General features: G+C 42.0%; 20 protein-coding genes and 1 riboswitch. Of the genes, 13 read left to right on the top strand and 7 right to left on the bottom strand.

What is annotated here, in order from left to right; all coding sequences use genetic code 11:
• Positions 1 to 67 precede the first annotated feature (67 nt).
• The 6 genes from B5354_RS10410 to B5354_RS10385 all read left to right on the top strand — a co-directional run bounded on the left by B5354_RS10410 (position 68) and on the right by B5354_RS10385 (position 7,473).
• The gene (locus B5354_RS10410) at positions 68 to 1,534 is read left to right on the top strand and encodes a potassium/proton antiporter (RefSeq protein WP_079528484.1); all 1,467 of its coding nucleotides are present in this window, start codon (positions 68 to 70) and stop codon (positions 1,532 to 1,534) included.
• A gap of 151 nt (positions 1,535 to 1,685) precedes the next feature.
• The gene (locus B5354_RS10405) at positions 1,686 to 2,399 is read left to right on the top strand and encodes a FadR/GntR family transcriptional regulator (protein ID WP_079528482.1); all 714 of its coding nucleotides are present in this window, start codon (positions 1,686 to 1,688) and stop codon (positions 2,397 to 2,399) included.
• 414 nt (positions 2,400 to 2,813) lie between these two features.
• Positions 2,814 to 4,400 (top strand): L-lactate permease, encoded by a 1,587-nt coding sequence (locus tag B5354_RS10400; protein ID WP_079528479.1) that lies wholly within the window; start codon positions 2,814 to 2,816, stop codon positions 4,398 to 4,400.
• A gap of 208 nt (positions 4,401 to 4,608) precedes the next feature.
• Complete coding sequence (locus B5354_RS10395) at positions 4,609 to 5,328, top strand: (Fe-S)-binding protein (RefSeq protein WP_079528477.1); 720 nt, start codon at positions 4,609 to 4,611, stop codon at positions 5,326 to 5,328.
• 13 nt (positions 5,329 to 5,341) lie between these two features.
• Positions 5,342 to 6,775: a LutB/LldF family L-lactate oxidation iron-sulfur protein gene (locus tag B5354_RS10390; RefSeq protein ID WP_079528475.1), complete on the top strand. Its 1,434-nt coding sequence runs from the start codon at positions 5,342 to 5,344 to the stop codon at positions 6,773 to 6,775.
• Positions 6,776 to 6,777: 2 nt separating this feature from the next.
• Positions 6,778 to 7,473, top strand: a complete 696-nt coding sequence (locus B5354_RS10385) for a LutC/YkgG family protein (protein WP_079528473.1) — start codon at positions 6,778 to 6,780, stop codon at positions 7,471 to 7,473.
• 129 nt (positions 7,474 to 7,602) lie between these two features.
• On the opposite strand, the gene B5354_RS10380 is transcribed toward B5354_RS10385, so the two are convergent.
• The 3 genes from B5354_RS10380 to B5354_RS10370 form a co-directional block, all read right to left on the bottom strand.
• Positions 7,603 to 8,295, bottom strand: coding sequence for an LrgB family protein (locus tag B5354_RS10380; protein ID WP_079528471.1), 693 nt, complete (start codon positions 8,293 to 8,295; stop codon positions 7,603 to 7,605).
• Complete coding sequence (locus tag B5354_RS10375; RefSeq protein ID WP_079528469.1) at positions 8,265 to 8,669, bottom strand: CidA/LrgA family protein; 405 nt, start codon at positions 8,667 to 8,669, stop codon at positions 8,265 to 8,267. Before B5354_RS10375 ends, B5354_RS10380 begins: the two co-directional genes overlap by 31 nt.
• A 276-nt stretch (positions 8,670 to 8,945) precedes the next feature.
• A complete protein-coding gene (locus B5354_RS10370) occupies positions 8,946 to 9,443 on the bottom strand; it encodes a hypothetical protein (protein WP_079528468.1) in 498 nt (165 codons plus the stop codon).
• A 430-nt stretch (positions 9,444 to 9,873) separates the two neighbouring features.
• Positions 9,874 to 10,023, top strand: a riboswitch (FMN riboswitch).
• Between the two features lie 137 nt (positions 10,024 to 10,160).
• On the opposite strand from B5354_RS10370, the gene ribD reads away from it, so the two are divergent.
• From ribD to B5354_RS10335, 7 genes are all read left to right on the top strand, one after another.
• Positions 10,161 to 11,258, top strand: a complete 1,098-nt coding sequence (gene ribD / locus B5354_RS10365; RefSeq protein ID WP_079528466.1) for a bifunctional diaminohydroxyphosphoribosylaminopyrimidine deaminase/5-amino-6-(5-phosphoribosylamino)uracil reductase RibD — start codon at positions 10,161 to 10,163, stop codon at positions 11,256 to 11,258.
• On the top strand, positions 11,258 to 11,905 hold the full coding sequence (gene ribE, locus B5354_RS10360) for a riboflavin synthase (RefSeq protein WP_079528464.1): 648 nt from the start codon (positions 11,258 to 11,260) through the stop codon (positions 11,903 to 11,905). Before ribD ends, ribE begins: the two co-directional genes overlap by 1 nt.
• Positions 11,906 to 11,921: 16 nt before the next feature.
• Positions 11,922 to 13,115, top strand: a complete 1,194-nt coding sequence (locus B5354_RS10355; protein WP_079529142.1) for a bifunctional 3,4-dihydroxy-2-butanone-4-phosphate synthase/GTP cyclohydrolase II — start codon at positions 11,922 to 11,924, stop codon at positions 13,113 to 13,115.
• Positions 13,116 to 13,182: 67 nt separating this feature from the next.
• Positions 13,183 to 13,653, top strand: a complete 471-nt coding sequence (gene ribH / locus B5354_RS10350; protein ID WP_079528462.1) for a 6,7-dimethyl-8-ribityllumazine synthase — start codon at positions 13,183 to 13,185, stop codon at positions 13,651 to 13,653.
• 260 nt (positions 13,654 to 13,913) lie between these two features.
• Positions 13,914 to 15,155 (top strand): aminopeptidase, encoded by a 1,242-nt coding sequence (locus tag B5354_RS10345; protein WP_079528460.1) that lies wholly within the window; start codon positions 13,914 to 13,916, stop codon positions 15,153 to 15,155.
• Positions 15,156 to 15,388: 233 nt separating this feature from the next.
• Entirely contained in the window at positions 15,389 to 16,402 is a 1,014-nt protein-coding gene (locus tag B5354_RS10340) for an acyltransferase family protein (RefSeq protein ID WP_079528457.1), read from the top strand.
• Positions 16,403 to 16,487: 85 nt separating this feature from the next.
• Positions 16,488 to 17,147, top strand: coding sequence for a type 1 glutamine amidotransferase domain-containing protein (locus B5354_RS10335; RefSeq protein WP_079528455.1), 660 nt, complete (start codon positions 16,488 to 16,490; stop codon positions 17,145 to 17,147).
• Positions 17,148 to 17,188: 41 nt separating this feature from the next.
• Here B5354_RS10335 and B5354_RS10330 read toward each other — a convergent pair whose 3' ends face one another.
• From B5354_RS10330 to B5354_RS10310, 4 genes are all read right to left on the bottom strand, one after another.
• On the bottom strand, positions 17,189 to 18,544 hold the full coding sequence (locus tag B5354_RS10330) for a YjiH family protein (protein WP_079528453.1): 1,356 nt from the start codon (positions 18,542 to 18,544) through the stop codon (positions 17,189 to 17,191).
• Positions 18,545 to 18,653: 109 nt separating this feature from the next.
• Entirely contained in the window at positions 18,654 to 19,532 is an 879-nt protein-coding gene (locus B5354_RS10325; RefSeq protein ID WP_079528450.1) for a fructosamine kinase family protein, read from the bottom strand.
• 287 nt (positions 19,533 to 19,819) lie between these two features.
• Positions 19,820 to 20,713, bottom strand: a complete 894-nt coding sequence (locus tag B5354_RS10315; protein ID WP_079528448.1) for a GNAT family N-acetyltransferase — start codon at positions 20,711 to 20,713, stop codon at positions 19,820 to 19,822.
• 101 nt (positions 20,714 to 20,814) lie between these two features.
• A complete protein-coding gene (locus B5354_RS10310) occupies positions 20,815 to 22,941 on the bottom strand; it encodes an immune inhibitor A domain-containing protein (protein WP_079528447.1) in 2,127 nt (708 codons plus the stop codon).
• Between the last annotated feature and the right edge of the window lie 116 nt (positions 22,942 to 23,057).

The following is a 23,057-nucleotide window of genomic DNA, read 5'->3' as shown; positions in this document are numbered from 1 at the left end:
TAATAATAGCTTTATTTTATGCAATAAAGTATAAAGCAGCGTTTGATTTAAGCAAAAGGTGGGTTATATGGAAATAAATGTTGAAACGATTATACTCGTAATTTCTATTATGCTATTAACAGGTGTACTTGCCACGAAATTTTCTATTCGACTAGGAATGCCCTCGCTTATTTTATTCTTAGGTGCAGGGTTACTATTAAATAATTACATTTATTTTGAAAATGCTGGGCTTGCCCAGTTAATTGGAATATTTGCGTTAATCATTATTCTGTTTGATGGGGGCACTCAGACGAAATGGAAAGATATTAAGCCAATTGCCGGAGCAGCAGGGTCTTTGGCGACGGTTGGAGTTTTGATCACCTCATTTGTAACCGGAGCGGCAGCCGTTTATATTTTCGGCTTCACCTGGCTTGAGGGTCTGCTACTAGGGTCCATTGTCGGTTCTACGGACGCAGCAGCTGTATTTTCCGTCTTAGGGACCAAAGATATCAAGAAGAAGATTACCTCAACACTCGAGGCAGAATCTGGAACGAATGATCCGATGGCTGTATTTCTAACGATTATCTTTATCGATTTAATCCAAATCCCGGAAACATCTATTTGGGGAGCGATAGGAAGCTTTTTCGTAGAAATGGGCTTAGGTTTAATTGCCGGGTTATTGTTAGGAAAACTCACAGTGTGGGTCATCAATAAAATTGATCTGGATTCATCCGGCCTTTATCCAGTACTTGCTCTATCGTTTGCTATATTTTCCTACTCATTTACCGCCATGATTGGCGGGAGCGGGTTACTAGCCGTGTATGTAATGGCCGTAACTGTAGGAAATAGCGACCTCATGTATCGCTTCTCTATTCTTCGATTCAACGAAGGCTTTGGGTGGATGATGCAAATCCTCATGTTTATGATGCTTGGACTATTAGCATTTCCCAGCCAACTCCTCAGTGTAGCCTGGAAAGGTATTCTTCTATCGATTGTATTAATGTTCATCGCCCGACCAATTGGAGTCTTTATAAGTATGATCGGAATGAACTATGATCTTAAAGAAAAGACCTTTATTTCCTGGGCGGGATTAAAAGGAGCTGTCCCTATTGTCCTGGCGACCTATCCGCTTCTGGCAGGTGTAGAAAATAGTGATATTATTTTCAATGCCGTATTCTTCGTCGTGATTATTTCTGCATTGATTCAAGGCAGTACATTGTCTGGTGTTGGATCGTATTTGAAGTTAGCAGGAGATTCGAGAAATCGCTCTATAGGTGAGCTGGAATTGATTAACTTAGGAAAAACAGAAACAGAAATTGTTGAAGTAACCTTGGGTGAAGACTCGCCAATCACTGGACGAGAACTAAATGATATTGACTTTCCAAAAGATACGATTATCGTCACGATTGCCCGTGGAGATGAGGTCATTACTCCGACAGGGAATTCGGTTATGCAAACCTATGATACGGTATATGTGTTAACGAGAAAAAGCGAGCGCAAGGAAGTCAGAAAGTTATTGACATCAAAAGGAACAGAAAAAGCAAAAACGTCCTGATGAAAGGATTCGTAAGCACCTCAAATGGGTTGCGTGAGTGGGAAGTGTACACGTCATGCCTCTCTTGAGGTGCTTTTAAAATTCTTAAAAAGTTGTCGGTTTTCTGCCCTTTCGTTAAAATGAAGTTATCAAAGAAGACAGAGGTGTATCCATGGCTTATAAACAAATAAAGCCCCGTAAAATATATGAAGAAGTTGCTGATGAGTTATTAAATATGATAAAAACAGGTGACTTAAAACCAGGTGATAAGCTTAATTCTGTTCAGCAGCTAGCGGAAGATTTCAGTGTCGGCAGGTCGGCTATAAGGGAAGCGCTAAGTGCTTTGCGTGCAAAAGGAATAGTCGAGATGAGACAAGGTGAAGGGACGTTTATACGTGAATTTGATCCAAAGGTATTGACATCATCGATAGCAAGCTCCACTCTATTAATGGATAAAAAGGATATCCACGATTTATTAGAAGTTAGGAAAGTATTAGAGGTGGGAAGTGTCAACTCTGCAGTGGAAAACGCACAAGATTCAGATATGCAGGCAATCAGAAAAGCGCTTGCCGATATGCAGGATGCTAATGGGGATGAACAGCTTGGTGAGAAGGCGGACTTGCAGTTTCATATGGCGATTGCCGAAGCTTCTCACAATCGTTTTTTAATCGATTTAATGAATAATGTATCGGAAACGATGGTTGAAGCGATGTTTGAAACTAGACGTATCTGGTTGTTTTCTCAACAAAGGACGCTTGCAAAAATCTATCAACAGCATAAGCAAATTTTTGAAGCCATTGAGTCCAGAGATTCAGTTAAGGCGCAAGAGCTTATGTTAAACCACTTAACAGAAGTTGAACAAACCCTTTTAAAATATTATCATTGATACAATGCTACGGAAGGCTCCTAAATTAAAATGGTAAGGAGTCTTTTTTCTATGTCATTCATTAGAAAAAGTACACATCGTATCTGTATTTTCAAACAAATTCAATTCTATCCTTGCGTATTGGAAGCGCTGTATATTATAATAACGATTATTAAACAGGTCATCTGATGACCATATCCATAAGAGTCCATTTGTGAAAAAATGATGGCATCCACACTCATTTTACTCTTTTTTCTGTTGCAACTTAAAAACAAATCCCTCTCGCCAGACGAGGAATCTTTCGTTCTCTTGACGTGGTGAGAAATTTTATATAAATCTAAGTCAAGTCATCTGATGACCAGTTGAATTGTTATCAGTTGTTGTTAGGTATGAAAGCGCTTTACTTCATAAAAGAGTAGGGAGAGTTGAATAGCTATGTTATTGCTTGTGGCATTGAGCGCAATCATTGCACCATTTATTTTTTTGGTGATACTCAGAATGACTGCGTTAAAAGGAATGTTTTTTAGTGCAATTATTGTCATTGCGCTTGCATCTTTAGTTTGGGGAATGGAAGGCAATATTGTGCTAGCATCTATTTTACAAGGTACGCATAAGGCGTTTACCATTCTATTAATCTTGTTCGGAGCAATTGTTCTATTAAACACACTTAAGCATACTGGCGCGGTTGATCGTATTAACCAAGGATTTCAAAATATCTCGGGTGATATGCGCGTGCAGGTTGTGCTTGTTGCCTTTTTATTTGGTTCCCTAATTGAAGGGGCCGCTGGTTTTGGGACGCCGGCTGCTGTGACAGGCCCACTGATGGTCGCACTTGGATTCAATCCAATGGCTGCTGCAGTCTTGGCCTTAGTCGCTGATAGTTCAGCTGTTTCTTATGGAGCAGTGGGAACACCCATTCAGGTTGGTTTAAGTAATATTCCAGGGGCGGGCCCATCACTTTTTCAGGAAGTTGGAGTACATATAGCAACAATCGATTTAATTGCGGGTACATTTATCCCATTTGTGCTCGTTGTTCTACTGACACTTTTTTTCGGAAAAGGAAAGGGGATCAAGGATGCAATTCCATTGTTGCCATGGACTTTAGTAGTCGGAATTATTTATACTGCTTCAGCACTCCTTTATGCTATATTATTTGGTCCCGGGTTTGTCGCAATCTTGGCATCACTCACAGGTTTGGTCGTTGCTGCATGGACTGCCCAAAAAGGATGGCTCTTGCCGAAAACGGACTGGACAGATGCCCTACAAGAAGGCTTTGAATTGAAAAAGGAAAATTCAGATATGGGGCTGATTACAGCATGGTCACCTTACGTTGTGGTAGTTGGATTGTTACTAATTACCCGCATCATCCCCGAAGTAAAAGAATTCGCGTTGACAGCTATTGATTTTACCTGGAGCAACATACTTGGGGTGGAAGGAATTACATCGAAATGGGAAATCTTATATTCGCCGGGTACAGTATTAATTATTGCTGCGATTCTGGCAGTCATTATCCAGCGTAAGTCATTTTCCAATTTTGCGAAGGCATCGAAAGAGTCACTGCTCTCGATTATCACTGCCGGTTTAACATTAGTATCTACACTGGCTTTGGTACAAGTGTTCACCAACTCTGGTATGAATGTTCACGATCTGATAGGTATGCCACAGTATATCGCACAGGTACTTGCGAGCACATTCGGTTCGATGTGGGTTTTCGTCGCACCATTTTTAGGTGAACTTGGAGCGTTTATAACGGGAAGTGCAACAGTGTCAACACTGACATTTTCACCGATTCAATACAGTGTTGCTAACCAGACCGGAATGAATACAAACATCGTTTTGGCACTGCAAGTGATCGGTGGAGCTGCCGGCAATATGATTTGTGTTCACAACGTTGTTGCAGCTTCCGCAGTGGTTGGGTTATCTGGAGAAGAAGGATCCATTATTCGAAAAACATTAGTCCCGGCCCTATTGTATGGGTTATTCGCCGGTATTGGAGGGTTTATCTTACTCACAATTATGTAGCGGGACGGGGTACATTTAATCAATCTAATGAGAAATGTACCAGATGTTGAATCAAAGTGAGAAACTATTATTGTATTCAGAAATGGGATGGCCATAGGGAACATATCTATGAGAATAAAGAGGTTATATAGTAACGGTTTATAAACTAGAGATATGATGACCTGTTATTTACATGGGGAACGAGACCTGCAGGAAAGGGAGATTTATGATGAAGGTATCTTTGTTTATTACGTGTCTTGCGGAGTTGTTTTATCAAGATGTGGCGAAGGATGTGGTGGAGGTTCTGGAGCGGCTTGGCTGTGAAATAGATTTTCCGCATGGGCAGATATGCTGTGGCCAGCCTGCATACAATAGCGGCTATCGAAAGGATGCGCAAAAGGCAGCAAGACAGATGATTGCTGCTTTTGAGGAATCAGAATATATTGTTACTCCATCCGGTTCTTGTGCTGGAATGTTCAAGGAATATCCTGGCTTGTTTAAGGAGGATAAAGAATGGCGGGACAGAGCCCAAGCTGTCGCCGATAAAACATATGAGTTTACCCAGTTTATCGTCAACGTTTTGGGTGTTGAAGATGTTGGTGCAGCCTATTCAGCACGAGCTACGTACCATACCTCATGTCACATGATGCGGCTGCTTAAGGAGAATGAGTCACCATTTAAACTTTTGGGAAATGTAAAGGGGCTTGAGTTGCTTCCACTTGACAATAGCTATGATTGCTGTGGATTCGGGGGCACATTTGCCGTAAAAATGGTTCCAATTTCTGAGCAAATGGTCGATGAAAAAGTCAGACATGTGGAGGAATCCACGGCTGATATACTGATCGCGGCTGATGGTGGCTGTCTTATGAACATCAAGGGACGGATTGATCGCAAAGGAAAACCTATTGAAGTGAAGCATATTGCCCAAATATTAAATTCACGTGATTAAGGAGGTATTTTACATGGGAATGAAAATTGGAGATAAGCCATTTTTCGACAGGGTGGATGATGCCTTGGAAAATGACTTTATGCGAAACGCGATGGCTTCCGCTCAGGACAGGTTACGTGATAAAAAACTTGATGCCACAGAACGGGATGACCAGATTGGTGACTGGGAAGAATGGCGCAATGCAGGTGAGGAGATTCGTCGACACACATTAGAAAACCTCGATTATTATTTGGATCAATTGAGCGAAAATTTTGCTGCAAAAGGTGGACACGTATACTTTGCCAAAACAGCAGAAGACGCGAATCACTATATTCAGGAAGTAGCCAAGGAAAAAAACGCGAAAAAAGTGACGAAATCGAAATCAATGGTTACCGAAGAAATCGGGCTGAATGAGGCCCTTGAGGATGTCGGTTGTCACGTTGATGAGACCGATCTTGCCGAATATATTTTGCAGGTGGGCGGTAATGATCGACCTTCCCACATTGTAGTTCCCTCGTTACATCAAAATAAAGAACAAATCCGAGACACCTTTCAGGAGAAAGCGGGCTATACGGGGACGGAGGAACCGAGGGAACTAACGGCTTTTGCCAGAAGCCAGCTGCGCGATGTATTTCTTGAGGCTGATATTGGGATAACAGGGTGTAACTTCGCGGTTGCCGAGTCCGGTTCGATTTCACTGGCGACGAATGAAGGAAATGCAAACATGGTTACTTCTTACCCTGATACGCAGATCACGGTGATGGGTATGGAGCGACTGGTGCCAACATGGGATGAACTTGACGTTCTAATTAATTTGTTAAGCAGAAGTTCTGTTGGTCAAAACATAACCACGTACGTGACAAATTTGACTCCCGGTGTGGAAGAAGATTGTGTGGACGCTCCAAAAGAATTTCACCTGGTGATCCTGGATGCAGGACGTTCGAATGCATTAGGGACTGAATTTCAATCGGCGCTTCATTGCATCCGGTGCGCGGCATGTGTAAATGTTTGCCCGGTGTACAGACAAATTGGCGGACATGCCTATGGTTCGATTTATCAAGGGCCAATTGGTGCAGTTCTGTCCCCGATTCTTGGTGGCTATGAGGAATACGGAGAACTGCCTTATGCATCGAGTCTTTGTGCTGCCTGCACAGAAGCGTGTCCGGTTAAAATTCCGCTCCATGAACAATTGATCCGACATCGGGAAAATTATGTCGCCAAACAGGGGAAACCTAAAACAGGCGAAAAGATGGCGATGAAAGCATTTGGCGTAGGAGCAAGTACACCCTCTCTTTTTCAAATGGCCGTTAAAGGTGCGCCAACGTTTTTGAAACCATTTGTAAAAGATGGAAGTATTTCAAATGGCCCGGGCCCAATGAAACCGTGGACATCGATTCGCGAACTTCCTGCGCCAGGAAATGATAACTTCAGAACCTGGTTTAAGGAACATAAAAGGGGGAGAAAATAGCCATGGCTAAAGGAACCATTCATAATAAGGATGTTTTTTTAAGTGAAATCGCTGGGAAACTTGGACGTGAACGCAAGAAAGATGTTTCCTTGCCGGAGTGGCAGCATCAGCCGCAATGGAAGGTCTACAAAAATGCCTCCCCGGATGATTTATTGGCTACTTTTCGGCAAAGGAGTCAAGCTAAAGATGCGGAGGTAGTAGAAACAGACCAGGCAAAGCTTATGGAAACACTGCAAAAAGTTGTAGAGGAGTATGGTGGCGGGCCTATTGTTACAACAAACGATGACCGATTTGCTGAATATGAGATTAAGGATGTCCTTGATAATGATCATACACATCGATGGGATACAGCACTTGGCGCTGACAATATTGAAAAAGCAAATGCAGCTAATATCGGCATTTTCTTCGGTGATATCGCCCTTGCAGAATCAGGAACGATTGTCCAATTCAACGATAAGGATATCGCGCGTTCCGTCAGCCTTCTGCCGATTACGTACATTGCAATCCTGCCAAAATCATCGATTGTTCCACGGATGACGCAAGCAACACACGAAGTTCATAAACAAGTGGAGTCGGGTAAGGACATTGCAACCTGCATCAATTTTATTTCCGGCCCGAGCAACAGTGCCGACATCGAAATGGACATCGTAGTAGGAGTGCACGGCCCAGTCAATGCAGTATATGTGGTAGTTGAATAAGGAACGGAAGTCAACTCAACTGGGATTATATGAATTTCCGGAGCATGATTTCACCCCTAATTACAAACCCTGTACGAGTGAAAATCTTGTGCAGGGTTTGCTTAAGTTAAGGACCAAAAAGTTCCAGGTCTATGCATAAAATATCCATACAAACAGCGGGCCAAATATTGAGCCGGTGATGGCGCTTAGAGTCATGGCAACGGAGCTCATGGAGACAGTCTGCTCTCCGTATTCAAAAGCCTTAGACGTGCCAATCGCATGGGAGGCGCTGCCAAAGGCGATCCCTTGGCCCAAAGAACGGTTAACCCTGCACCATTTCAAGGTTGCTGGCCCGAGAACAACACCGGTGAACCCGGCGATCATGACAAATACAGCGGCTAGAGAAGGGACCCCGCCTAGTTCTGAAGCAATCTGCATCGCAACAGGGGTGGTAACTGATTTCGGCACAAGGGAAAAAATAAGCTCTTCCGCAAATCCAAGTGACTGGGCTAAAAGAATTCCGCTGGTAATCCCCATAATCGATCCAACCAGGACGCCCCCGATGACTGGATACAGATGCTTGAGTAATATTTTTCTTTGCTTATACAAAGGTAATGCCAGTGCTACTACAGCCGGTCCTAATAAATGATTAATCCACTGTCCTCCGATCATGTAAGTTTGATAGGGGATACGGAAACAAAGAAGGATGACAATGAGCACAAATGTCGTTGTTAAGGCTGGGATTAATAGTGGCCAACGAACCCAGCGGTACAGTCGATCCAGCGCTAAGTACATCAATATGGTAAATATAATTATGATGATTGCGATAAGTACTTCGAGCACTGCTTTTTCTCCTTTCTTTTAGCCGATCTTTTGGCCAAAAATTGGCTCGTATGCCCAGCTGTAATCATGGTGAAGAGTGTGCTGACAACGATGATAACAATCAGCAGAATACCGCTGCCGGCAAATAAATGGAAGTAATTCATGACACCGACTGTGGCTGGAATAAACAGCAGGGGTAAATAAGCTAAAAGAAATCCTGAGCCTGTTTCCACCCAATGAACCGGGCAAATGCCAATAATTAAAGCCGCTAACAGGAGCACCACTCCGACAATGCTGCCTGGTATCGGCAAATGCAGCTGGGCGGAGATCCAATTACCGACCATATAAAAGATATATAATAAGGCGATCTGTATGATGATTTTTAAGGTTTTCATAGATGTTCGGCGTATTTTTTTAATATAAGTGACGCCAGCCCTCCTTATGATAGGATTCAAATTACTCGTTAGGAAGATTAAGGGCCCTTGGTTTTAGGGCGGGTAGATCAGTTCATCTGATGAATTTACCCCTCCCATTTTACTCCTTGCCACATCGGGATGCAATCATTGAAGTTTTACAGAAACTACACGGTATTTTCGACATGTTGAAGTAAAGAGATTTTGTCATATACAAAAAAGAAGGGCCTGATCGTACAGCCCTTCTTTACTCTAGAGTTATTGATTTTTTATTTTTTGTTTCAATTCATTCAAACTGTCCACGGTTGTCTGTGCCCATTCTTTCATTTTGTCAATTTTAGGATCCTCTTGTTTAGCTTCACCGATTAGAGGATAAAGGCTTTCTTCTATTTTCTTGTACTGGTCTGGGAATTGTTCTTCTACTTGCTTCTCAATACTGTCCCAATTCTCTTCAAGAGTTTTCCCGTGACCATTAATTGTTTTGACATCATTTGCTGAGTCTTTTAAGCTGCTGTTCAACTGATTTACGGATTTGATCACGTTATCAACTTCAGATGCTAAATTCATATCTTTGCTCTCGCCACTAGATTGATTCCCTTCGGAAGACTCCGTTGATTTCTCACCATTGGCTGGCTCACTTTCTTGTTGATTGGTTTCTTCTTGAGAGCTAGTGTTATCTTGGTTCTCGGCTGTTCCACAGGCTCCCAAGATTATACCGAGGGCCAGGATCAAACTAAATGCATGGAATCGTTTCATAAAAGATCCTCCTTTTTGGTTTTATTTGTAAGCAGTATTCCCAATTCCTTCAAGTTGAAAACAGGGACATTCGAACGATTATGTGAGTTATATTTCCTTTATCAGAAAACGGTTGATGATCAAAATATAGAGGCCGGATCGTATATCTCCTTCAAAATTTTAAAGAAAAAGACTGTAAACTATGATCTTTACAGGAATATTCAGACTTATATAAACGATAACTCATACTTTTTTTCACTACTTTATCAAGCAGGGACTCCCTGCAATTTTTGGGGCACTTGTTGGAATCGTAGTGTCTCATCAAGTCAAAGCCCCGATTATAGCTAAAAGCTAACTCTACGTTTTTATTAATTAAATAAAGTACGAATAGTGCTAACTAATTGCGATTTTAATAAGATTCATTTATATTTATTATAAGACAATTGAATAAACAATCCTTCGGGGCAGGGTGAAAATCCCGGCCGGCGGTGATGGACCACAACGTTCAAAGCCCGCGACGGGGAAGGAGTCTTATTTCTTCCCCCTGATTTGGTGTAAATTCCAAAGCCGACAGTTACAGTCTGGATGGGAGAAGGAGCGAGCGTGCAAAATAAGGTGCAAACATTCTGTAGTTGTACCTTCTATTCGCTATACTTATTTTTCAATACAGTAAAGCCCTGGAGAAGTTTGTCTTCTTCAGGGCTTTTTTGATTAAAAAAATATGGGGAGGTGAGAAGGATGCAGCGCGACGAACGATATATGACTATGGCTATTCAGATGGCGAAAGAAACGATAGGACAGACGACTCCAAACCCTTCGGTTGCAGCAGTTGTTGTGAAAAATAATCAAGTAGTTGGTCTGGGAGTGCATGTCAAGGCCGGGGAGCCTCATGCTGAAGTCCATGCACTGCGGATGGCTGGTGAAAAAGCTCTGGGTGCAGAAATTTATGTAACACTTGAGCCTTGCAGTCATTTCGGGCAAACTCCGCCCTGTGCCCAGGCGGTGGTTGATGCTGGAATTAAACGTGTGATAATTGCTTCTCACGATCCTAATCCTAAAGTGAGCGGCCGCGGGATAGAGTTGATGAAAAAAGCCGGTCTTGAGGTGAAAACAGGGGTCTTAAAAGATGAAGCAGATGAGCTGAATCGCGCATTCTTTCATTTTATAAGAACAAAGCAGCCCTACGTTCGATTGAAATCAGCGATGAGCCTTGATGGAAAGATTGCTACCACAACAGGTGAAAGCCAGTGGATTACTGGTGAGTCAGCAAGGAAGGATGGCCACTCCTATCGTCATCGATCTGCTGCCATCTTAGCAGGCATTAATACGGTTCTAATGGATAACCCTAAGCTGACGACTCGAATAGCAGGAGGCGGCAACAGCCCGGTGAGAATTGTCCTTGATACCCATTTGCGGACTCCTTCTACCTCTCAGGTGATTCAAAATAGAGAAGCCCCGACTTGGATCTTTACAGGAAAATCCGTCGGAAAGGATGAAATGACCCGCTTTCAAAACTTTTCCCATGTTGAGGTGATCCGCCTGGCAACGGAAACCGTTCAAGTGGAAGCTGTTCTGGACTATTTAGGTGAACAAAAACTTACCTCATTGCTGATTGAAGGCGGCGGAACGATTGCGGATGCTTTTGTCCGGGCCGGGAAAGTGAACGAAACCATTACGTATATAGCACCTAAATTAATTGGCGGCAGGCAGGCCATGACCCCTGTAGCGGGTGAAGGAATCAGTAGTCTGGCCCAACTTGATAATTTTGCATTTCTTAGCTCTGAACAGCTAGGGGAAGATATCAAGCTTGTTTCAGTCAAAAGGGAGGATTCGTAATGTTTACAGGGATTGTAGAGGAAATGGGTACAGTCAAAAATATTAAAAGTAAATCAGAAGCGCTTGAATTAAGTATTATAGCGAAGGAAATTTTGTCGGATATAGATTTAGGGGATAGCATTTCGATAAACGGAGTGTGCCTCACCGTGACAAGTTATACCGATCAAAGTATAGAATTTGATGTAATGCCTGAAACCTTTAGGGCGACGAACTTGCACCAGCTGAAGCAAGGAAGTACAGTCAATCTCGAACGGGCCATGGCAGCAGGCGGCCGTTTTGGTGGTCACTTAGTTTCGGGTCATATCGATGGTACGGGTGAGATTGTGGCGAAGAAATCAGAATCAAATGCCGTTTATTATAAGATTGAACTTCCGGATGAACTGATCCATTATTTTGTGTATAAAGGATCAATTACGGTTGATGGAACGAGTTTGACCGTGTTTGGTGTGGAGGAGAACCGTGTCACGATCTCACTTATTCCGCACACGATGGACCATACGGTACTCGGTGATAAAGAACCAGGTGATCAAGTGAATATTGAATGCGACATGATTGGTAAATACGTGGCCCATTTTTTAGGAAAAGAACCTGAGAGCAGTCAGTCAAAGCTAACGAAGGATTTCTTAGATGAAAATGGATTCGCATAAAGAAGAGGGTGGGAAGATGTTTGATTCAATTGAACGGGCAATTTCAGAATTAAAACAGGGAAAAATGGTCATCGTCTGTGATGATGAGGATCGAGAAAATGAGGGGGATTTAATAGGATTAGCTGAATATGCAACGCCTGAGATGATCAATTTTATGATTACTCATGGCAAAGGGCTTGTCTGTGCACCTGTTACAAGTCAATTAGCTGATCAGCTTGAGTTGAACCCGATGGTGGATAACAGCACTGATCCTAATAAAACTGCTTTTACAGTAAGCATTGATCATAAGCACACGACGACTGGCATCTCTGCGGATGAGCGGGCACTGACGATTCGTGAAATGCTTAACCCATTAAGCCAAGCGGATGATTTCCAAAGACCGGGTCATATTTTCCCGTTAATTGCGAAAGAAGGCGGTGTATTGCGCCGTGCTGGTCATACAGAAGCTGCGGTAGATTTAGCTGAACTGGCTGGAGCCAAGCCAGCCGGGGTTATTTGTGAAATTATTAAAGAAGATGGGACGATGGCAAGAGTGCCTGATCTTCGTAAAATGGCTGATGAGTTTAATATTCCGATGATTACGATTGCGGACTTAATTCAGTATCGTTATCGAGTTGAAGATCATGTCATACGCGAAGTCGAGGTACAGCTGCCAACTGAATATGGTGATTTCCGTGCGGTTGCTTATACGAATGATATTGATTATAAAGACCATATTGCCCTTATCAAAGGGGAGATCGATCCAAGTAAGCCAACATTAGTTCGGGTCCATTCGGAATGTTTAACAGGTGATGTCTTCGGTTCCTATCGCTGCGATTGCGGACCACAGCTTCACAACGCACTTCGCCAAATCTCAGAAAACGGCAGCGGGATCCTGCTTTACATGAGGCAGGAAGGCAGAGGGATCGGCTTATTGAATAAGTTGTATGCCTATAAGCTTCAGGAAGAAGGCCTGGATACCGTTGAAGCTAATGAAAAGCTTGGATTTGGTCCCGACTTACGTGATTATGGTGTAGGAGCACAGATTTTACGGGACCTTGGAATTTCCAAACTGAAGCTGTTAACCAATAATCCGAAGAAGATTTCCGGTCTTGGCGGTTATGGCTTGGAAGTAGTAGAACGAGTTCCGATTCAAATGGAGTCAAGAAAAGAGAATGAACTATATTTAAAGACCAAACAGTCGAAGATGGGGCACTTATTTCATTACTAACAGAAAATAACTTGAGGAATCAAGGTATGAATTTTGCAAATAGACAGTAGCTAAAGGAGAGATCAGGATGGTTAAAACATTAGAAGGAAACCTTGTAGGAAGCGGATTGAAAATTGGAATTGTTGTAGGGCGGTTTAATGATTTCATTACGGGACGTCTATATGATGGAGCACTTGATGGATTGAAGCGCCATGGCGTAAACACGGATGATGTGGAAGTCGCCTGGGTTCCAGGTGCCTTCGAAATTCCTATGGTGGCAGGAAAGATGGCGAACTCAGGAAAATACGATGCTGTGATTACACTTGGAGCCGTAATTCGCGGGTCAACGCCGCACTTTGATTATGTGTGTGGAGAAGCTGCCAAGGGGGTTTCGCAGGCTAGCGTACAAAGTGGAGTTCCTGTTATCTTTGGAGTTATAACTACAGATACGATCGAGCAAGCCATTGAGCGAGCAGGAACGAAAGCCGGCAACAAAGGCTGGGAAGCGGCAACTGGTGCTATTGAAATGGCTAATTTAAATCGGCAATTTGAAGCATAAGACAAAATCGCGGGGGGCAGAGGCTTCCTGCGATTTTTTATGTGTAAAATCAATTTTTTATCCAAAAAACAGAAACCCTTTAGAGGGGAAGAATTCATAGTTTCTGGGCAAAATAATGAGACACTTGTGAAGGTCATCCATGATTTTGGCAGAATCCTTGTTATTTACCCTAAAAGGTCTTCGTACATCTAATCTAGTGGGATTTTTTTCAAAGTTATGAAATAATACGTATAGATCATTAAATAGTTGGAGGTATTCATTTGACTACACATCGAAAACGGCTTGAGAAGTATGCAGAACTAGCATTAAAAAAAGGTGTTAACCTACAGAGCGGTCAGGGGCTGATCATAAATGCTCCGATAGAGGCTGCTGATCTTGTCAGAATTATTTCTGCTAAAGCTTATGGAAGAGGTGCAAAAAATGTTCACGTGGAGTGGAGCGATGAACTTTTAAGTTATATGAAAATGAAGAATGCACCTATGAAGGTACTTGAGACATTCCCTAAGTGGAAGGCGGAGGGTCTTGAGGAGATGGTAAAGGATGGGTATTCCCTATTAACTGTATACGGTCCTAATCCTGATCTGCTCAAAGGAGTCGATTCTGAACGAATTGCTAAAGCGAATAAGGCGAGTGCGGAAGCGCTGACTGGATATCGCGATTACATTATGAATGATAAAACGACATGGTCAATTGTCGCTTATGCACAGGCTGCCTGGGCAGAAAAGGTCTTCCCTGGTCTGTCAGAGGATGCAGCTCAAAGTAAGCTTTGGGAGCAAATATTCAAAATAACCCGGGTAGATCAAGATGATCCCATTAAAGCTTGGGAGGAACACAATGAACGCCTGCGCCAAGCAAGAGAGTATTTAAATAAGAAGCAGTATAAGAAGCTTCATTATAAAGCAACAGGTACAGATTTGAGTGTGGAATTGCCGGAAAACCATATTTGGCATGGGGGATCGGCTACTTCTGAAAAGGGTGTGGAATTTAATCCGAACATGCCGACAGAAGAAGTGTTTACAATGCCGCACAAATATGGCATACAAGGCAAAGTCAGCAGTACGAAACCGCTCAGTTATGGAGGAAACTTGATCGAGAACTTTTCATTGACCTTTAAAGATGGAAAAGTCGTCGATTATTCTGCAGAGTCTGGCGAAGAAACGCTGAAACATTTATTGGATTCCGATGATGGGGCTAAGCGATTAGGTGAAGTAGCTCTCGTCCCTGATGAATCACCGATATCCAAGTCGGGACACATTTTCTATAATACGTTATATGATGAGAATGCCTCCTGTCACCTGGCATTAGGCAAGGCTTATCCGACTAATATTGAAAATGGCCCGTCGATGTCTAAAGAGGAGATGGAAAAGCATGGGGTTAACGACAGTCTCGTGCATGAAGATTTCATGATGGGCTCCGGTGAAATAGACATTGATGGAGAGACAAAAGACGGCAGTTATGAACCTATCTTCCGAAAAGGCTCGTGGGCCATTGATTTTGAATAATTAATCTAGGAGAAGAGCCTGTAAATTCAGTTTGCTGGCTTTTTCTTCTTTTATTTTCTTTTACATTTTAATGATGTGGTTACATTTTTGACATTACGATTACAGTTTATTTAAAAAGCAATAAAATCTAACTTCAACCTATATGTATTGTGGTAAAAAGGAATAGACACTGTTTTTACATTTAAAGAATTAAATCTAATACACAACCACAGAATTAAAGAGGGTGAAGGACTATGAAACGGGAAGCAACTTTTGACAATGCAAAACTTTTATTGATTTTCCTCGTTGTATTTGGTCATCTTATTCAACCGTTTACTGATGGTTCACATACGATGTACACCATCTACATGTGGATTTACACGTTTCATATGCCTGCGTTTATCTTTTTGGCTGGTTTTTTTGCAAAAGGATCAGGGCATAAAGACTATATCGTTAATTTAGCGAAAAAATTAATCTTGCCTTATATGATTTTTCAGCTTGCTTATTCAGGCTACTTTTTCTTTATAGGAAAGGATGGATGGCTGAATGGGCCGTTTTATCCACACTGGTCATTGTGGTTCTTATTCAGTTTATTCTGCTGGCACATTATGCTCTATTGGTTTAAGAGAGTTCCTGCACTGACGGGGATTTTGGTTTCTGTAGGCTTAGGACTCGTTGTAGGATACTTTAATGATATTGGCCATATGTTCAGTCTTTCGAGGACGTTTGTCTTCTTCCCATTTTTCCTGGCTGGCTATTGGTTAACAAAAGACCATGTCAAAAAATGGCGAACTCCGCAAGTGCGTGAAGCCACGCTTCTATTCATGACCGCGCTTGTTGGGTTAATTGCTATTTTTCCTGAATTCGACTCAGGCTGGCTGTTAGGTTCAAAATCGTACAGTGAGCTAGGAGGTTTGGAATTTGGCGGCTTAATCCGGTTTGCCGGTTACATTGTGGGTGCAATTATGACGGTGGGCGTCCTTGCGTGGATTCCTGGTAAATCGTATCGTTTTACTGTGTTAGGAAGGAGAACGTTATACGTCTACTTGCTTCATGGATTCTTTATTCAATTCTTTCGCGAAGCCGGCTGGTTTGAAGTCGACAACATGATTGACTTTGCAGGTTTAGCAATTGTAGCAGCAAGTATTGTATTCTTATTATCAAGTACGTCCATCCAAACATTGACTCAACCTGTTATTGAAGGCAGAGCCCAACTAATTAAGAAATGGTGGCATAAGTTAGCTAAGAAAGATTACACTACAAATTAAATAAAAGAATTCATACCTCTCTTAGGATTGAAATGTGTACTCTAGTGAAAGACTAGTGATATAGATCCTGAGGGAGGTATTTTTCATGGAAAAAAAGATCTTATTTGTGGCAACAAATATCGATAACATCGAAGGCGGGAACGAAACAGGGTTGTGGCTGCAAGAGTTTGTGGAGCCTGCAACAGAATGTAAACAAGCCGGATTCGAAGTAACGGGGGCGAGCCTTAAAGGCGGTAGAATTCCCATCGATCCAAACAGCTATAGTAATGATCTGCCCCGAGTCTGGGATGGAGTCATGGAACCAATCCATAATACAGATAAACTTGAAAACATTGATCTAAATGATTATGCAGGAATATTCTTCACGGGCGGGCATGGGACAATGTTCGATTTTCCTAATCAGACCGTTATTCAATCGGCTTTGCAGCACTTTATCGAGAACGACAAAGTAATAGGGGCAGTTTGTCATGGACCGGCCGCTTTTGTTGGTGTGAAGGATGCAAATGGAGATTCTTTTGTGAAAGGAAAAACGATAACGGGCTTTACCAATAAGGAGGAGGAGAAAGCAGGCCTGACTGACAAAATGCCTTTTTTACTGCAAGACAAATTGTCAGCTGAAGGAGCTAAATTTCAGACCTCGGAGCCTTATAAAGAGAATGTGGAAGTAGATGGCAAGCTCGTAACAGGTCAGAACCCGCAATCCAGCCTCGCTACGGCAGAAGCCTTTATTAGGCAAATCAAATAACTTTGAGGCTGGGACATATTTGTCACCAGCCTCTATCTTTTTTAAAAGATTAGATGTGCGATTAACGCAATGATTGGAAGCGTAATGATGGTTCTTAATAAGAAAATAATAAATAGATCTTTAAGGTTTACAGGTACTTTAGAACCTAATAGCAAACCACCAACCTCTGACATATAAATCAGCTGTGTAACGGATAAGGCCGCAATCACAAAGCGAGTCAATTCGCTTTCAATGGAGGCACCAATGATGGCTGGCAGAAACATATCGGCAAACCCAACTAATATCGTTTCAGATGCAGCTTGTGCATAAGGGATTTGCAATAGTTCCAGAATCGGAATAAATGGTACGCCTAGCCAAGTAAACACTGGGGTGAATTCTGCGATAATTAATGCAATGGTACCTAATGCCATGACAATTGGGGCAACACCCATCCACATATCTAAAATGTTCTGCCCGCCCTGTTTAAAGAACTCTTTAACTCCACTGGATTTGCTGCCTCGCTCGACTGCTTGTGTATATCCATAAGTAAAAGCATTGTGCTGTTCGGGGATCTCTTCACTAATATCATCGGCCTCTTCTGTAACATAAGTGTTCGCTTTACGTGAAAGCGGTGGAATTCTTGGCATGATTAATGCTGCAACAAGTCCTGAGAATCCGACAGTTAAATAAAATGGAATAAACATATCAGCTAAACCAACTTGCTGGATCACAACTAAGCTGAATGTAATCGATACAACAGAGAAGGTGGTTCCAATAACAGCCGCTTCTCTCTTCGTATAATAACCTTCTTCATACTGCTTACTCGTTAAAAGTACCCCGATAGTGCCGTCCCCTAACCATGAGGCCAGACAGTCTATAGAGGAACGTCCGGGCAATTTAAAAACAGGACGCATAATTTTCGTTAATATGACACCGAAGAGTTCAAGCAGCCCGAAGTTGAGCAGCAAGGGCAGAAACAATCCGGCAAATAAGAATACTGCGAATAGCACATGAAGGAGAGAATCTAATAACAATCCACCTGTCACATCAGAAGTAACAGCCTCAGGTCCAATTTGGAAATACACCATTATAGCAAAAATCATTCCTAATACACGGGTAACAACCCATACCCATGGTACATTGAACAATTGCTTGAAGAAAGGGGTTCTATCTAGTTTATCAGGTCCCATTAACTTAACTAAGAGGGTCCCGATCGCTGTAATTGAAATAATCAACATCATAATCAGAGATAGAGAGTCAGCCAGCGTTTCTTGAATCCACGTGGCCAGAATGGCAATAACAATCGTAACACTCTGATCCTCTGCATTATAAAACGGTACAATAAATAAAAATATACCAAGTATTGATGGCACTATAAATTTTAAATGTGATGAAATCTTGAAGTCACTTGCTTTCATTGAAGTATCGCTCCTGACAAATTTGATAAGAATAAATATGCAACAGAATAAATTTTAATACAAAAGTATGCAGTTGCCAATAAAAATATTTACCAGTGTTCTTAAATTCCTAGTTTTTCGTGTACCTTGCTAAAATACGATCCACGGAAAGGCCGTAGCTTTCACCAAACATGTTTAGATGAACGAGAAGATAATATAGTTGATAAAGCGGTTTCATATCCTCGTATTCATGAGGCAGCGGCATGACTTCCTGGTAAGCTGCATAAAAAGCCAGTGGAAATCCACCGAATAATTCCGTGAAAGCTAGTTCAAATGCGTGATCTCCATACAGAATGGAGGGGTCGATAAGGTAGGGGATGCCTCCGCGTCCAACTAAGTAGTTTCCTCCCCACAAATCGCCATGCAGGAGGGAAGGGGAAGGTTGATGTGGAAGTAACTGGTCTAATCGATCCAACAGCTGTTCAAGTCGTTCCCGCCTTTTTGGTGGCAAGGTCCTATGTTCAATTGCTAATTGCAATTGTGGCTGTAATCGATCATCACGAAAATACTCGACCCAGCTTTGCCGCCAATGATTATCCTGGGTTAACTCTCCAATAAAAGTCGGCTGATCAAACCCGAAGCGTTCAGCTGTATGTTTGTGCATATTCGCAAGATTTGCCCCAAGCTGTTCAACTGAGTGGGATGACCAGGCTTCATCTCTTTCGATCCACTCCATAATGAGGAGTCCCGTTTCGCCTTCATCTGGTTGATTATAATCGTATACTTTTGGAACGTTTATGGTGTTTGTTTGTGCGATTCGTTCTAAACCGAGTGCCTCGATTTTAAAGAAATGAGGCGGAACATTGTTATTTCCTTTAACAAAATATTCATCGCGATCTGTGCGTACATAAAATGCTTCGTTAATATCTCCTCCGCTAACTTTACTGATAGCTTGAATAGCGCTTTGGTCACCCAACCGGTGAAGTGATGTTTGAATAACTTGCTTCATATAATTCCCCTATCATTAACAATAACCTAAAAACTCAAAAGTTGAAATAGTGGAATAATTTAAACTGGTTGTCATGCACCTTAGCCGAAATATTGCAGTATTGAATTTATCACATGATAAAGGTTAAATCGCAATCCTTCCTGAAGCAGGTTGTCACCGCCGACATGAGAAAGTTTTGGAATTTTGAAAACCTTTACTTTACTTCCGACACTCTGCCCGCCCTGACTTGGATAAAGCACAAAAAGATCCAGAGCAGCATATTTTAGCTGTTCTGGATCTTTCATGAATTAATGGAATAGGGGAGGTGCACTCAAGTCACTAAGACTTTTTTCAAAGGCATAGACCGTGTTGATTTCACGAAAACCTAACTGCTGATAAAGTTGTTCCGCCTGCGTGTTTTGGTTACGGACTGAGAGTGTCACTGCTTTGACTTCATATACGTAGAAAGCATACTGTAAGGCGTGCTGTATTAACAAAGTTCCAATTCCTTTACCGCGGTCATTCGGCTGGACATTTACAAAACAAACTTCGCCCTCATCAGCTGTAATGGTCTCATAATAAAGGTAGCTGAGCAGCTTGCCATCTTCGATATAGCCAAAGAGTTTATTTTCCTCTCGCTTAGCCAGTTGGACCATTTCCTCCGTAGTGTAGTAAGCCCCCGCAGGGTGAAGGTCCCGAAGTGCATGAAGGTGCTCGCTCGTCAGTTCAAAAATATTTGGATTCCTCTCATTTGAAGGAGAGAAGTGGGACTGGTGCAGAGCTAATGTTCTTTCTATGTTATAAAGTGAAAAATCATGCCGTTCCGCAAAGGAAACCAAGGGATCGTTTGTTTTAAAACACGCCACTTTTACGACCTCAAAATGCAGTTGGAGGGTGAGGGTAGTCTTTTCCCACAGCCGTTCAATTACCTCAGAGTCTTCCTGAGTGGAGAAAGGTCCAAGTAGACGGGCCAGTTTCTGATCGAAAAAGGGGAGGATTCCTATAAATCCGATAATTTGGTTCTGGTCCCAAGCAACATAAGCAAGGGGTTCTTCGAATTGCGTCAACGTCCAAATTTGTTCAAAAATTTCATTGGGTTCTGAAGCAAGCCATGCTACATAATGTTTATCTTGCTCATTCATTGAGTGCAGCCATCGCGCAACAGTATGTAATTCTTTTACTTCTAGTTCTCGAATCTGCATACGATCACCTTAATTCCTGTTTACTCAAATCATGCCATAAAAATATAGAAAAACCAACCAGCATGATTACTGGTTGGTTTATGGTTTATGGATGATTCGTGTTATTTATTCTTAGGTCCTTTTCCATTGTTTCCTTTAAATTCAACTTCGTATTCAAACGGAACAGGAATCGTGCTGTCCTGTGGCGCAGCATAATACGTCGTCATATATGTTTTGCCTTTTCTGAAGGCTTGTTGAAGTTCTAATGCTTCCTTGTCGGTAACATTGAACGGATCGACTTCGATGACCTGGTATTTGCCGTTATTTTTCTCTTTAATGAATGTCACACCATAGTTTACATATTCTTCTTTTAATTGAGCTTCTGACATGAAGGCCTCTGTACTTGTGCCATCGAAGCTTAGACCAATTTCAGGAATGGCAATATCATCGATGAACCAGCCTGAATTATTGCTTCCCCAGTCCGTTAAGTAACGGAAGGAAATCAGTACTTCTTCGCCTGCATATTCAGAAAGGTCAAATGTTTCTTCTTTATAGTTCTCATATGTTCCTGTGAAACCAGGTAAGTTTTCCTTAATAGTTGGATATCCCTGATCAACTACATCTGAACGCGTATTTTCATTAGCAAGGGAAGTCCAAGTTTCGCCGCCATCTGTAGACACTTGCACGACTCCGAAATCCCACTGTTCTTCAATATCAATGTAGTTATCAAATGTTAATGTAGCTTCGTTCACATTCGAAAGGTCAGCACTAAAGATTAATTTGTTATCGAGCTCATCACCTTCACCTGCCCAATATACTTGGTCATCACTGCCGAGTGGATCCTGAACAGTTTCCCATTGTAATGGAAGGAAGTCAATTCCGTTGAACTTGAAATTCTCTACATTTTGATTTGGTGCGAAATTAAACTCTTTGAAATCTGTACCCCATGCCGGGACGCCATCTTTCTCATATGTTTTAGCTTTTTCGAAATTCACTGTAAAGCCGCGCTCACTGCCATCTTCAACTGGAAGCTTACGCAGGTCAATATTTTCAAAACCATACTTTCCACCTTTCCATTTGTCATCATCAACAACAAGGGCAGTGGAGAAGTCCTGGTATATTTCATTAAATGTAACACCTAGATTAAAGTCTTTATAAGCTTGTTCGTAGCTTGCGATACTGTTAATGCCGTCTGTAGCTACGTGACGAATGAACTCTTGTCCAAACCTTTCATAGTTATAAAGGGTAAACAGTTGCACTAAGCCGTAATCAGCAATAGTCTCAGGTCCTGTAGCAGCATTAACGTGCTCATCCCAATTTGTTAATGAGTTTTCAGGATGATCAAGCAGGAAGTTGATGGACCCAGCATCAAGACCGTATCCGCCGAGGTACTCAGAGAATGTAGACATACCTTCATTTAACCATGTGGTTTCATCACCATCGTTGTCAGCGTGTATCAAATGCTGCAGTTCATGGATTGTTGTTCCAAAAAATGTACTTTCCAAACGCTCTTTCCAATCGGCAGAGTCAATAGAAATAATGTTCCGATCTGTATAGTTCTCAAGTGTTTGCCAGAAGAAACCGGCTACAAAGAAAGGATATTCCGGGTTCTCATAGTTTTCATCCGGTATATTGCTGACGTGAATCATCACTTTGTCGCCATCACCTTTATAATAATCTTCTGGAACGAGGCCCATATCTTCAAGCTGGGATTCTGTTCCATCAAGAGAATCAGGCATTCCAAAGAATCCGGTTGCTACTGGATAAATGTTGGAATCAAATTCAGCAGTCATCTTTTCCACTTGTTCCTGGGTAATCACATGAGGATCACGTGGATCGCCTTCACCAAAAGAGAGGTCATTGGCTACCCATACTTCAACGTGTTCACCAACGCTTCGAAGGGTGAACTCTTGAAACTGCAAGTTACGGTTAAGAAATGATTTGGTTTCTCCTACTTTCTTTGCAGAGGCAGTTGTTGCCTTAGATGATTCTGAGGTCTTAGAATCATTGAAATTAACCTCTTCAGCAGCTTTTTTTATTTCCTTAGCCGCTCGCTTTTGAAATTCTTCACTTTGAGATTTTTGCTCTAGCTTTCCGTCAATATCGATACGATCTCCGTATCGCTCTACGTTCCAGTTGCTGTAATCCGTACTCGACTCAGATTGAGCACTTACATTTGATGCTGCTGGAGCAAGCAAAGATAGTGTTAACGCACCTACTGACAGTAATGCTGTCATTTTGTTCTTCATGTAGAAGTACCTCCCCAAATAAATTTGTCCCCTTTAAAACACTATCTATTATAAAGGTGGAATTAGTAATATTCAAAAAATTTAGAATGGTCATTTTGAAGTATTTTTCCGACAAA

The organism is Halobacillus hunanensis (genome assembly GCF_900166655.1).
In the GTDB taxonomy this organism is placed as follows: Bacteria; Bacillota; Bacilli; order Bacillales; family Halobacillaceae; genus Halobacillus_A; species Halobacillus_A hunanensis.
Note: the sequence above shows the minus strand (reverse complement) of the source record. Positions and strands in the feature narration are given on the sequence as shown.

What these genes read in the sequence shown, in the direction of transcription:
- B5354_RS10410 (WP_079528484.1), top strand. Translation starts at nt 68, where the DNA reads ATGGAAATAAATGTTGAAACGATTATACTCGTAATTTCTATTATGCTA.
- B5354_RS10405 (WP_079528482.1), top strand. Translation starts at nt 1,686, where the DNA reads ATGGCTTATAAACAAATAAAGCCCCGTAAAATATATGAAGAAGTTGCT.
- B5354_RS10400 (WP_079528479.1), top strand. Translation starts at nt 2,814, where the DNA reads ATGTTATTGCTTGTGGCATTGAGCGCAATCATTGCACCATTTATTTTT.
- B5354_RS10395 (WP_079528477.1), top strand. Translation starts at nt 4,609, where the DNA reads ATGAAGGTATCTTTGTTTATTACGTGTCTTGCGGAGTTGTTTTATCAA.
- B5354_RS10390 (WP_079528475.1), top strand. Translation starts at nt 5,342, where the DNA reads ATGGGAATGAAAATTGGAGATAAGCCATTTTTCGACAGGGTGGATGAT.
- B5354_RS10385 (WP_079528473.1), top strand. Translation starts at nt 6,778, where the DNA reads ATGGCTAAAGGAACCATTCATAATAAGGATGTTTTTTTAAGTGAAATC.
- B5354_RS10375 (WP_079528469.1), bottom strand. Translation starts at nt 8,669, where the DNA reads ATGAAAACCTTAAAAATCATCATACAGATCGCCTTATTATATATCTTT.
- B5354_RS10370 (WP_079528468.1), bottom strand. Translation starts at nt 9,443, where the DNA reads ATGAAACGATTCCATGCATTTAGTTTGATCCTGGCCCTCGGTATAATC.
- ribD (WP_079528466.1), top strand. Translation starts at nt 10,161, where the DNA reads ATGCAGCGCGACGAACGATATATGACTATGGCTATTCAGATGGCGAAA.
- ribE (WP_079528464.1), top strand. Translation starts at nt 11,258, where the DNA reads ATGTTTACAGGGATTGTAGAGGAAATGGGTACAGTCAAAAATATTAAA.
- B5354_RS10355 (WP_079529142.1), top strand. Translation starts at nt 11,922, where the DNA reads ATGTTTGATTCAATTGAACGGGCAATTTCAGAATTAAAACAGGGAAAA.
- ribH (WP_079528462.1), top strand. Translation starts at nt 13,183, where the DNA reads ATGGTTAAAACATTAGAAGGAAACCTTGTAGGAAGCGGATTGAAAATT.
- B5354_RS10340 (WP_079528457.1), top strand. Translation starts at nt 15,389, where the DNA reads ATGAAACGGGAAGCAACTTTTGACAATGCAAAACTTTTATTGATTTTC.
- B5354_RS10335 (WP_079528455.1), top strand. Translation starts at nt 16,488, where the DNA reads ATGGAAAAAAAGATCTTATTTGTGGCAACAAATATCGATAACATCGAA.
- B5354_RS10330 (WP_079528453.1), bottom strand. Translation starts at nt 18,544, where the DNA reads ATGAAAGCAAGTGACTTCAAGATTTCATCACATTTAAAATTTATAGTG.
- B5354_RS10325 (WP_079528450.1), bottom strand. Translation starts at nt 19,532, where the DNA reads ATGAAGCAAGTTATTCAAACATCACTTCACCGGTTGGGTGACCAAAGC.
- B5354_RS10315 (WP_079528448.1), bottom strand. Translation starts at nt 20,713, where the DNA reads ATGCAGATTCGAGAACTAGAAGTAAAAGAATTACATACTGTTGCGCGA.
- B5354_RS10310 (WP_079528447.1), bottom strand. Translation starts at nt 22,941, where the DNA reads ATGAAGAACAAAATGACAGCATTACTGTCAGTAGGTGCGTTAACACTA.